We start from the raw sequence: 9984 nt of genomic DNA, 5'->3' as shown, positions 1-9984 counted from the left end.
ATTCACAGCGAAATTCTACGCTCCGGCGTGGCGTGAGTTTAAATTTAGATCAAATTTAACGGCACAAAGGGCAGGGTAAAATTTCTACTGTCTAGCTTATAAATTTGCGCTAAAGTCTGCTTAAATTTAGCCGAAAACCTTTTTTAAATGCGCTTCGTAATCTCTCATAAAACGCTCTACGTCCGGGTTTTTAACGACGTCGTTGCACATAAAAGTAGGCAGCCTTTTCGTGCCTAAAAACTCGTTGGCTTTATGAAAATGCAGATAAACGCCATCTACACCTACGCCCTCGAAAAAATCGCCCGGCTTGTTAAATGCCTGAAGCGGCGCATTCCAAGTGACGCTTAGCATGTGCGATTTGCCCTTTATCAGCCCGCCGGTGCCGTATCCGTCGTTTGGATTTGCGCTGTGTCGCCCGTCGTTTGCCACTATCTTGCCTATGCCGCCCATAAACACCTCGTCCACGTATTTTTTGACTAGCCAAGGCTCGCCCATCCACCACGCGGGCATCTGCCAGATCACGGCATCCATCCATAGAAATTTTTCTACCTCGCCCTCTATATCGTAGCCCTCATGTATCGTGGTTTCGCGCGTTTCGTGCCCTAGGGCTTGTAGTGTTTTTTTGGCTAGCTCGTGCAGTGTCTTGCTTAGCTTGCCGCCTTTGCCGTTAAACGGCGCTCCGCCGTTGATAAGTAGTATTTTCATTTTGATCCTTTGATTAAATTTATTCGTTAGCGACTCGCTGCACCTAAGTTAAAATTTCACCTCGCAGCCCTATGCGCAAATATAAGCGTAAATTTTATGAAACGTTTAATTACTAAATTTTACTTTTACGCTGCAGTTTACCGCCCCAAAATTTCAAATTTATCGCCGTGCACCGCGATCGCTTCGGCGTTATTTATCGGCACCAATTTTAACTTGCCGCCGTAAATTTTTAAAATTTCAGCCGCGCTTTGCACGAAGGGCTCCTCGCCGTAGTGCGGCACGGGGTAAAATTTCACCAGATCAAGCCCCGTTTGCGCCGCGGCCCCGTAGTCGCCCGCATCGTCCATCACGCTCGCGTACTCCACGCTGGGAGCTGCGATCATAGCGCCCGCCGACTCGCCCACATACACGAGCTCGCCGCTTCGGACGCGACTAGCGATGAGGGCTACCAGATCCTTCTTTTTAAGCTCGCGCAAAAGATAAAAGGTGTTGCCGCCGCTTACGTAAAGCACCTGCGCTGCGCCGATCTTCGCCTTCGCTTCGGCCTCGCTCGCTTTGGAAACGTCTAAAATTTGAACCGTAAAGCCCATTTTGGCAAACGCCTCTTTCGCCTCGTCCACGTAGTCTCGGTACTCCTCGACGTTTGCGGCGGTCGGGATAAAAAGCACCTCTTTAGCGCGGATATTTTGCCTCGCATAGTCCTCAAAAAGCGTCGCCGCACCCGCAAAATAGGAGCATAAAAACATCTCTATCATTGTTTTTCCTTTAATTAAATTTTCACTGATTTAAAAGCGCCCGTAAAGCTTTGCCGCAATGACTGCGAGCAAACGTATTTCAAAACGAGTAGATTAAATTCTACCGCGCCCACAAAGCAAGCACACGATGAAAAATGGCGCGGGCAGAATTTCGCCGATAAAAGGGCAAAATTTACCGCCGCAGCAGTTTGCAAACTATGCAAAAACCGAACGCAGCGCAAATCACTCCACAATCGCCAACTGCCTGGCGATTTCAAACTTCACTGAAACGACGCGAGCCTGCTAGATTAAGCTAGCTAGAGGAGTCGATCAGAGCGAACGATCAAAACGATCAAATCAAGCCAATCGATCTAATCAACCAAGGCAAAACGGCTAGTGCTTTTTATCTTTAAAAAATCTAACGATCTTAGCTTGCAGCTTGAACCACTCGCTAAGCTCCATTATAGGCTGTCCTGCGTAGTTTTTGCCGCCCGCTAGATCCTTGCTTATGCCGCCGCGCGCCGCGATCTGAGTGAAATCGCCCACGCTTACGTGCCCGCCGCTGCCGCTCTGTCCGCCCATCACGACGTTGCGTCCGAGCGTCGTCGAGCCCGCAAGCCCAACTTGAGAGACGATGAGGCAGTTTTGCCCGAGCTCGCAGTTGTGCCCGATCTGAACGAGATTGTCGATCTTGCTACCCCGCTTAACGATCGTCGAACCGAATACCGCGCGATCGATCGTCGTGCACGCGCCGATCTCGACTTCGTCTTGCAGCACGACGTTGCCGTTGTGATAAATTTTAACATGCTCGCCCGTTTTGGTGTGCGCGTAGCCGAAGCCGTCGCTTCCGATGACGGCGTTTGCGTGGATTATGCAGCGCTCGCCGATGATCGTGTCATTGTAGATGACGGCGTTTGCGTGGATCACGCAGCCGTCTCCGATATGCACGTCATCGCCGATATACGCGCCGCTTAAAATGACGCAGTTTTCGCCGATTGTGGAATTTACGCCGATATGCACGCCCTGCCCGATCTGCGCGCTGGCGGCGATCTTTGCGGGCGCGCCCTTGCGAATGAGCGGCTTAGCAAAATGCGCGCTTAAGATCGCAAAGGCTAGATGCGGATTTTCGCACTCCAGCGCTCGCACGCCGCTTGGGACTACGGTGCCGCACTTTACCAGCACGGCGGCCGCTTTGGTAGCGGATAAAAATTTCTCGTTTTTGTCGCTATCGCAGTAGCTCAGCTCGCTTTGCCTTGCGTTTTGAAGCGAATTTATCGCGGTGATCTCCGCGTCCGCTCCGCTAAGCTCTATATTTAAAATTTCGGCAATTTTTGATAATTTCATTTGCGCTCCTTTGATTAAATTTTATCGCCGCTTACATATCCAGCGCGACGCTGCCGCCGCGGACGACGTCGATCGGATTGTATTTTTTTATCGTCTTTAAAAATCCGTCGATGCGGTCTGCGTCGTCGCACGCCATGATGACGATCTTGCTGTCGTCGCTGTTTGCGATGCTGCCGTTGTAGGCTTTTAAAACAGCGTCAAGCCCCGCTAAATTTTCACCCAGCGCGATCTTTACCAAAACCATCTCCTTTTCGACGAATTTTGCATCCTCGATGACCTTGTAGACGGGGATCAGTTTATGAAGCTGCTTAGTGATCTGCTCTATGACGCGCTCGTCGCCCGAAGTGACGATGCTAAGGCGCGATAGACCGGTATTTGGGATCGGTGCGACGGTGAGGCTGTCGATATTATAGCCGCGCCCCGCAAAAAGCCCCGAGATCCGCGACAAAACGCCGTGCTCATCAGTAACGACGACCGAGATTATTCTTCTTATGCTATTCATCCTACGACTCCTGCTCAAAAATCATATTATAAAGCGCGCCGCCTGCGGGCACCATCGGCCAGACGTTTTCGAAGCGATCGATCTTAGCCTCGATGACGCTTACCTTTTTGCTCGCAAGAGCCTGCTTCAGCGCATCCTCAAATTCCGCTTTGGTGCTAACGCTAAAGCCCACGCCGCCGAAGCCCCCCGCAATTTTTACGAAATCGGGCTGCGAGCTAAGATCGGTCGATGAGAAACGCTGCCCGTAAAATAGGCTCTGCCACTGCCGCACCATGCCTAAGAAATTGTTGTTTAATACGATATTTACGACGTTTAGGCCGCTCGCGCTCGCAGTCATCAGCTCTTGGATATTCATCAAAATCGAGCCGTCGCCGCTAAAATTTATAACGGGTCTATCCCCGGCATAGACCTTCGCGCCCAATGCCGCGGGCAGGCCGTATCCCATCGTGCCCTGCCCGCCGCTACTTAGCAGAGTGCGCGGCTTGCAAAACGGATAGAACTGCGCGACCCACATCTGATGCTGACCCACGTCCGTAGCGATGATAGCGTCCTCACCCGCTATTTTTGCGGTACTTTGGATAACCCACTGCGGCTTTAAAATTTCATCGCTGTCGTTAAATTTAAGCGGGTGAATTTCATCGTATTTGCGGATGAGCTCGCGCCACTGCTCGAAATTTTGAGGGCTGACCTCGCTTTTAATGCGCGGCAGCATCTCCTCTAACACCGATTTCACATCGCCCACGATCGGATAATCCGCGTTTATGATCTTTGAGATCGAGCTAGGATCGATATCGACGTGGATGATCTTTGCGTTTTTGCCGAATTCGCTAAGTTTGCCCGTGACGCGATCGTCAAATCTCGCGCCCAAGCAGATTATCAGATCTGACTCGCTAAGCGCCATATTTGCGGCGTAGCTGCCATGCATTCCTACCATGCCGAGGCGGTTTTTATCATCGCTTCGCATAGCCCCCAGCGCCATAAGGGTTTCAACGACAGGGATCTGCGCAAACTCGCTAAGCTCGCGCACCAGCTCGCTTGCGCCCGCGCTGATAACGCCGCCGCCGATGTAGAGGATAGGCTTTTTGCAGCTTGCGATTAGCTCGACGGCTTTTTTGATCTGTTTAGCGTTACCCCTATAATTCGGCTTGTAAGTCTGCATCTTGATTTCGCTAGGATATTCAAAAACGCCAAGCTTCGCCGTTACGTCTTTGGGAATATCAACGTGCACGGGCCCCGGTCTGCCACTGCGAGCGATATAGAAAGCTTCTTTTAAAATTCTGGGCAGCTCTTCGATCGTTTTAACTAGATAGTTGTGCTTGACGCAAGGGCGCGAAATTCCGATCGCATCGATCTCTTGAAAGGCGTCGGTGCCGATAAGCGAGGTCGCCACCTGCCCGCTGATAAGCACGATCGGGATGCTGTCGCTATACGCCGTAGCAAGCCCCGTAAGCGCGTTCGTAAAACCCGGTCCGCTCGTGACGACGGCCACGCCGACCTTGCCGCTAGCACGCGCGTATCCGTCCGCAGCCATCGCCGCGGCCTGCTCATGGCGCACCAAAATATGTCTGAAGTATTTTTGTTTGTAAATTTCATCGTATATGTTCAGCGCCGCGCCGCCCGGGTAGCCGAAAACCACCTCGACCCCCTCCTGCCGCAACGCCTCCACGATCATCTGCGATCCGCTAATTTCTTTCATACGCCCATCCTATTTCGTTGGAATAATTTTGTGATTATATTATTTTGTAAATTAAATTTCACGAATTTTAGGCGCTAAATCGGGTCGAATTTAAAATTTAATAGCAGCAAGACGGGGCAAAATTTTGGAATTTAGCGAGAGTAGAAAAGGCAAATTTAAAATTTATCATGTGGCTGGATTTCGGATTTAAAATTTTAAAGTGCAGATTTGTTTCGACCAAACGCGGCACGGAATTTTTAACGTAAAATTTTAGCTTGAAATTTTACCACGTAAGCTGCTGATTAAATTTATAAATTTTTTGAAATTTTATCGTAGCGCAGAGCAACTCCTGTGTAGATTTGAAATTCCATAGCTACGAAATTAAAATTTAGCCGTAAATTTAGGACGGGCGGAATCTCGATTATAAAATTCTAAAATTCCGCCCACGTAAAATTAAATTTTAAAACCCTCTATCTACCTGCACGCCTACGCCCACACTAGCGCAGTTGCCGCTTTGCGGATCGCAGTCGCCGAAGCTTGTGACGCTACTGGATCTTTTCGAGCGGATCGTTCCCATATGCATAGGCACCGGCATGTTACGGCGCGAGCTTCCGCCAATCTCGCTATCGCTCATACTGCCAGAACTTCTCCTGCGAGAATAATCATCACGCGGAGGTGGCGGTGGCGGAGGAGGTGGTTTTATACCTCCGTGCGGAGGTGGTGGCATGCCGCCAGGAGGCGGGGGAGGAGGCGGCATCATGTCGCCGTGCCTACCATATCCTCGCGGAGGAGGCGGCGGTAAAGTACCGGTCTCTGTGATCGTGATGCCATTGCCGTAATTTTCAACGCGTTTGTAAGTATAGCCTCCATAAACCGTGCGGGTGCGGGTCTTTTCGACCACGACTATATCGCGATCAGGCTGCACCGGCTGCTGCACGTTAGCTCTAGGCGATATTTCAAAGCTCTTCTGCAGTTTAGCAGTATCGTAACTTGCAAAGCCGTTGATGCCCTTTAGCTCATCTGCACTTGAAATTTCGCGCTTTTGGCGGTATTGCATAAGCATATCCGCCCTACCCGCATCAAGTCCGCCGATCGTCATCAGCTCATAGCGACTAGCTTCATTTATGTTGATTTTCGCCGCGGCGAGGCTCACTAAAAGAGCCAAAATCACTAAATTTTTCATGTGCGCTCCTTTGTTGGAAGTTACTAAATTCTAAACCCTCACGATAAATCTTTGATTAACACGCAAGCAAAATTTTGCTACAATTGCCTATCTTATTTCAAAAGGATCAACCGATGAACGGAATTTTGCTCCTATGCGACGAACCCGCCGCCTACCAATCCGAGCTAAAAAAACTAGATAAAATTTTATCCATGAGCTTTCACAACGTTTTGCAACTTTGCATCGCTGGCGACAATGCCCTTTTTGGCAGGAGCGAGCTTGAAAAAGCGCTCGCGGATGGGCAGGATGAGCGCGTGCGAAAGGCGGCGATCGAGCGCTTTGCGCAGATCCTAAAGCAGTGCAATTTCGTGCTGGTTCGCGGCGTAGCAGGAGCCGATATGCGCGAGCTAAATTTACAAATCGCCAAGGATCTAAATATCCCCGTTTGCAGATTTTATCCTAACGAAATTGCCGCGCGCATCGGCGAGCGCGCAATCGCTGCGGCCAAAGCGGTAAGCTTTGCCAGCATATATGAGGATAAAATTTCATTTTCCGCGCTAAGACCTGCACAAGAGGGTGTAAATTCTAAAAAATCGGAGCTTTGCGGCAAAAATTCTGCCTGCGAAAGCGATGCAAAATTTCACGACGAAAATTCCGCTTGCCAAAGCGGCGCGATAGAGCTTGATAAAGTCGTTGCCGACAAAAGCTACTTCACTGACGCCGCAAACTCCACGCGCTGTGAAATTCTAACCCCGTTGAAATTTGAAAGCAAGCTCTACGCCAAGGCTCGCGCGAACGTTAAAACCGTCGTGCTACCAGAAAGCGACGATGAGAGAATTCTGCGCGCGACTGCGATTATAAAGCAAAGCGGCGGGGCAAATTTGATCCTTCTGGGGCGGCAAGACGAAGTGCAAAAAAGCGCAAGCAAGCTAGGTCTCGATCTAAGCGGCGTTAAAATTTTAGATCCGCAGACGGATGCGAGCTTAGAAAAATTTGCGCGCGATCTATATGAGCTTCGCAAGGCAAAGGGCATGAGCGAGGCGCAGGCGCGCGATTTAGTGCGCGATCGCACCTACTTCGGCACGATGCTCGTGTATGAAGGGCTAGCCGATGCGATGGTAAGCGGCGCGAGCACGACTACTGCTGAGACGATCCGCCCTGCACTTCAGATCATCAAGACAAAGCCCGGTATCGCGAGCGTTAGCGGCGCGTTTATAATGTGCCTGGATACGCAGGCTCTGCTTTTTGCCGACTGCGCCGTAGCGCCGAGCCCGAGCGCAGAGTATCTGGCGGGTATCGCGATCTCAAGCGCCGCGACCGCAAAGGCGTTCGGGCTTGAGCCGCGCGTGGCGATGCTAAGCTACTCCAGCGGCGATAGCGGCAGCGGCGACAGCGTAGAATTCATAAAAACCGCAACGCAAAAAGCGCGCGAAAAGGCGCCTGATCTCACAATCGACGGGCCGCTGCAATTCGATGCGGCGGTCGATGCAGCGGTTGCCAAGAAAAAGATGCCAGGCTCCGCGGTCGCAGGGCATGCGAACGTATTTATCTTCCCTGATCTTAACTGCGGAAATATCTGTTATAAGGCCGTTCAGCGCACCGCAGGCGCCGTGGCGATCGGGCCGATTCTGCAGGGCTTAAAAAAGCCGGTAAACGATCTAAGCCGCGGCTGCAAGGTCGCCGATATCGTAAACACGATACTTATCAGCGCCATTCAAGCAGGAGAGAATTAATGGATATCCTAGTCATAAATTCCGGCTCGAGCTCGGTTAAATTTAAATTCCACGATATGCTAAATCACGCCTGCATCGCAAGTGGGCTCATCGAGGAGATCGGCTCGACGCACGCAAGCGGAAGCATCAATTGCGCCAACGGACGAAGCATAAAAGTTGAAAACGAGCAAATTTCAAATCACGAAACCGCGATCGCAATCGCGATTGATCTTTTAAAACAAAGCGGAGTAATCAAAGATCTAACTCAAGTAGGCGGTATCGGGCATCGCATCGTTCAGGGCGCGGATTATTTCGACGCTCCCGCGCTCATAGATGAGGACGTAATGGCTAAAATCGCCGAGCTTGCGCCGCTTGCGCCGCTACACAATCCCGCAAATTTAGCAGGCATCAAATCCTGCCTGAAGATCGCTCCTAAAATTCCAAACGTAGCGGTTTTCGATACGATCTTTCATCAAAGCATCCCGCCTTATGCGTATATGTACGCGCTGCCGTATGAATTCTATGAAAAATATAAGGTTCGTCGCTACGGCGCGCACGGCACATCGCATTGGTTTGTCTCGACAATGGGAGCGAAATTTTTGCGTAAAAAATACGAAAACTTCAACGCCATTACGCTACATCTTGGCAACGGATCGAGCGTGAGCGCCATAGAAAACGGCAAGTGCATCGACACCTCGATGGGGCTGACGCCGCTTGAGGGGATCATAATGGGCACCAGATGCGGCTCGATCGATCCTGCGATCATCCCATACATCGAGCGCGTCGCGGGCTACAACGCGCAGGATATGGACGCCATAATGAACAAAAAAAGCGGACTTCTGGGCATCTGCGGCGCAAGCGATCTGCGAAAGGTCTATGAAAAGATGGAGGGCGGCGAACCGCGCGCAAAGCTCGCGTTTGAGATGCTCGTTTACAGCGTCGTTAAGATGATCGGAGCGTATTATGCCGTGCTCGGGCGAGTGGACGCTTTGATCTTTACCGGCGGTATCGGCGAGAATGCGCCGCATTTTAGGCAAAATGTCTGCGAGAAGCTCGCTCATATCGGCATCGAAATCGATGCGACAAAAAACGCCAAAAATACCGGCTCGATTAGAAATTTAAGCGCAGTAGATAGCAAAATCAAAACGCTCGTAATCCCCACCAACGAGGAACTTGCGATCGCTGAAGCTACGGTCGATACGATCAACAAAAACTCCGCGCAGATCGACTATCAGAAATACTCGGAATTTTAAATTTGATCTAGCGGGATTCCGCGGTTATTTTGCGAGCAGCAACGCTAACTTGCCTTTTTTGTTAAGCGATTAAATTTCAGGCTTTAGCTGCGAGCTTGCGTGAAATGAAAGGACTTTCTTTATTTTAGTGGCTTTCTGGCTCCGACGATACGAGAAATTGCTACGCTACGCGCGGGTTTAAATTTTATTTGTCGCTTCCGATAAGGCTTAAATTCTTGCTCGGAAGAGGCGGAGCGGAAGGGGCTATACTTGCGAAGCGCCCTTTTTTGCTTTGCCTGGGCCTCGCCTCGCGACCTCAAGCAGACCCCACCGCCCCAACCTGTATCTGCCTCACTGCGCGTTAGAAGCGGCGACGCTTTGTTTTTAAACAAAGCTTTGCTGGTTAAATTTAATAAATTTAGCTTCAAATTAGACCGTAAAATTCCAAAACAGGTCCTCATTGTGAAATTTACCGGATAATAAGGCATAAAATTTTAAAATTTAGCGCGAGCCGGGTTTTGCCGTAAAGATTTATTAAAGGAGCGAACGATGAGCGATTTGCTAAATTCACAAGGCACGCAAGAGCAAGATACGCCGTATCCCGATACGAAATTTATTAAATTTTTCGGGCGACTTTACGCGGCGGTTTTTGTGCTGTTTGCGATCACGGCGCTTAGCGTATTCGTGCTACCCGAAAATATTTTAGACGTAAGCGCGGCGTGCGCAGACTTCGTTAAATTTATGAAGCAGTTTTTTCCAAATATCGCCGCAATCGGCAAAATAAGCCCGCATACGCAGCTTGCGGAATTTTACGTCGCAGCATTGTGGATACCTATTTTAACGGCTTTCGCGCTAAGCTGCGTGTATTGTCCGATCGCCACATTCTTATACAAAAAAGAGCTTCCCGCCGTCAAGACG

General features: G+C 50.3%; 9 protein-coding genes and 1 pseudogene. 4 read left to right on the top strand and 6 right to left on the bottom strand.

The window, feature by feature from the left end; translation table 11 throughout:
* Nucleotides 1-126: 126 nt before the first annotated feature.
* Together Q0340_RS01405 and Q0340_RS01400 are read right to left on the bottom strand one after the other, a co-directional pair.
* Nucleotides 127-705, bottom strand: a complete 579-nt coding sequence (locus Q0340_RS01405) for an NAD(P)H-dependent oxidoreductase (RefSeq protein ID WP_298081854.1) — start codon at nucleotides 703-705, stop codon at nucleotides 127-129.
* A gap of 137 nt (nucleotides 706-842) precedes the next feature.
* Nucleotides 843-1460, bottom strand: coding sequence for a Type 1 glutamine amidotransferase-like domain-containing protein (locus Q0340_RS01400; RefSeq protein ID WP_298081853.1), 618 nt, complete (start codon nucleotides 1458-1460; stop codon nucleotides 843-845).
* Between the two features lie 127 nt (nucleotides 1461-1587).
* Between Q0340_RS01400 and Q0340_RS01395 the strand changes: the two genes are divergently transcribed.
* On the top strand, nucleotides 1588-1746 hold the full coding sequence (locus tag Q0340_RS01395; RefSeq protein ID WP_298081852.1) for a hypothetical protein: 159 nt from the start codon (nucleotides 1588-1590) through the stop codon (nucleotides 1744-1746).
* Between the two features lie 86 nt (nucleotides 1747-1832).
* Here Q0340_RS01395 and lpxD read toward each other — a convergent pair whose 3' ends face one another.
* The 4 genes from lpxD to Q0340_RS01375 form a co-directional block, all read right to left on the bottom strand.
* Nucleotides 1833-2783, bottom strand: coding sequence for a UDP-3-O-(3-hydroxymyristoyl)glucosamine N-acyltransferase (lpxD, locus tag Q0340_RS01390; RefSeq protein ID WP_298081851.1), 951 nt, complete (start codon nucleotides 2781-2783; stop codon nucleotides 1833-1835).
* Nucleotides 2784-2814: 31 nt separating this feature from the next.
* Nucleotides 2815-3285 (bottom strand): acetolactate synthase small subunit, encoded by a 471-nt coding sequence (gene ilvN, locus Q0340_RS01385; RefSeq protein ID WP_298081850.1) that lies wholly within the window; start codon nucleotides 3283-3285, stop codon nucleotides 2815-2817.
* 1 nt (nucleotide 3286) lies between these two features.
* Nucleotides 3287-4981 carry an acetolactate synthase large subunit gene (locus Q0340_RS01380; protein WP_298081849.1) on the bottom strand — a complete coding sequence of 565 codons (1695 nt, stop codon included), beginning with the start codon at nucleotides 4979-4981 and terminating at the stop codon, nucleotides 3287-3289.
* Nucleotides 4982-5420: 439 nt separating this feature from the next.
* The gene (locus tag Q0340_RS01375) at nucleotides 5421-6143 is read right to left on the bottom strand and encodes a helix-hairpin-helix domain-containing protein (protein WP_298081848.1); all 723 of its coding nucleotides are present in this window, start codon (nucleotides 6141-6143) and stop codon (nucleotides 5421-5423) included.
* 113 nt (nucleotides 6144-6256) lie between these two features.
* Between Q0340_RS01375 and pta the strand changes: the two genes are divergently transcribed.
* From pta to Q0340_RS01360, 3 genes and pseudogenes are all read left to right on the top strand, one after another.
* A complete protein-coding gene (gene pta, locus Q0340_RS01370) occupies nucleotides 6257-7855 on the top strand; it encodes a phosphate acetyltransferase (RefSeq protein WP_298081847.1) in 1599 nt (532 codons plus the stop codon).
* The gene (locus Q0340_RS01365) at nucleotides 7855-9087 is read left to right on the top strand and encodes an acetate kinase (protein ID WP_298081846.1); all 1233 of its coding nucleotides are present in this window, start codon (nucleotides 7855-7857) and stop codon (nucleotides 9085-9087) included. Before pta ends, Q0340_RS01365 begins: the two co-directional genes overlap by 1 nt.
* 528 nt (nucleotides 9088-9615) lie before the next feature.
* Nucleotides 9616-9984 (top strand): annotated as a pseudogene (locus Q0340_RS01360) (hypothetical protein); the annotation flags it as partial.

The sequence above is a fragment of the uncultured Campylobacter sp. genome (assembly GCF_938045595.1).
Lineage (GTDB): Bacteria > Campylobacterota > Campylobacteria > Campylobacterales > Campylobacteraceae > Campylobacter_B.
This window is presented reverse-complemented; position numbering and strand designations above follow the sequence as displayed.

Excerpts from the sequence above, each read along its gene's own strand:
- Q0340_RS01405 (WP_298081854.1), bottom strand. The coding sequence starts at position 705 with ATGAAAATACTACTTATCAACGGCGGAGCGCCGTTTAACGGCAAAGGC.
- Q0340_RS01400 (WP_298081853.1), bottom strand. The coding sequence starts at position 1,460 with ATGATAGAGATGTTTTTATGCTCCTATTTTGCGGGTGCGGCGACGCTT.
- Q0340_RS01395 (WP_298081852.1), top strand. The coding sequence starts at position 1,588 with ATGAAAAATGGCGCGGGCAGAATTTCGCCGATAAAAGGGCAAAATTTA.
- lpxD (WP_298081851.1), bottom strand. The coding sequence starts at position 2,783 with ATGAAATTATCAAAAATTGCCGAAATTTTAAATATAGAGCTTAGCGGA.
- ilvN (WP_298081850.1), bottom strand. The coding sequence starts at position 3,285 with ATGAATAGCATAAGAAGAATAATCTCGGTCGTCGTTACTGATGAGCAC.
- Q0340_RS01380 (WP_298081849.1), bottom strand. The coding sequence starts at position 4,981 with ATGAAAGAAATTAGCGGATCGCAGATGATCGTGGAGGCGTTGCGGCAG.
- Q0340_RS01375 (WP_298081848.1), bottom strand. The coding sequence starts at position 6,143 with ATGAAAAATTTAGTGATTTTGGCTCTTTTAGTGAGCCTCGCCGCGGCG.
- pta (WP_298081847.1), top strand. The coding sequence starts at position 6,257 with ATGAACGGAATTTTGCTCCTATGCGACGAACCCGCCGCCTACCAATCC.
- Q0340_RS01365 (WP_298081846.1), top strand. The coding sequence starts at position 7,855 with ATGGATATCCTAGTCATAAATTCCGGCTCGAGCTCGGTTAAATTTAAA.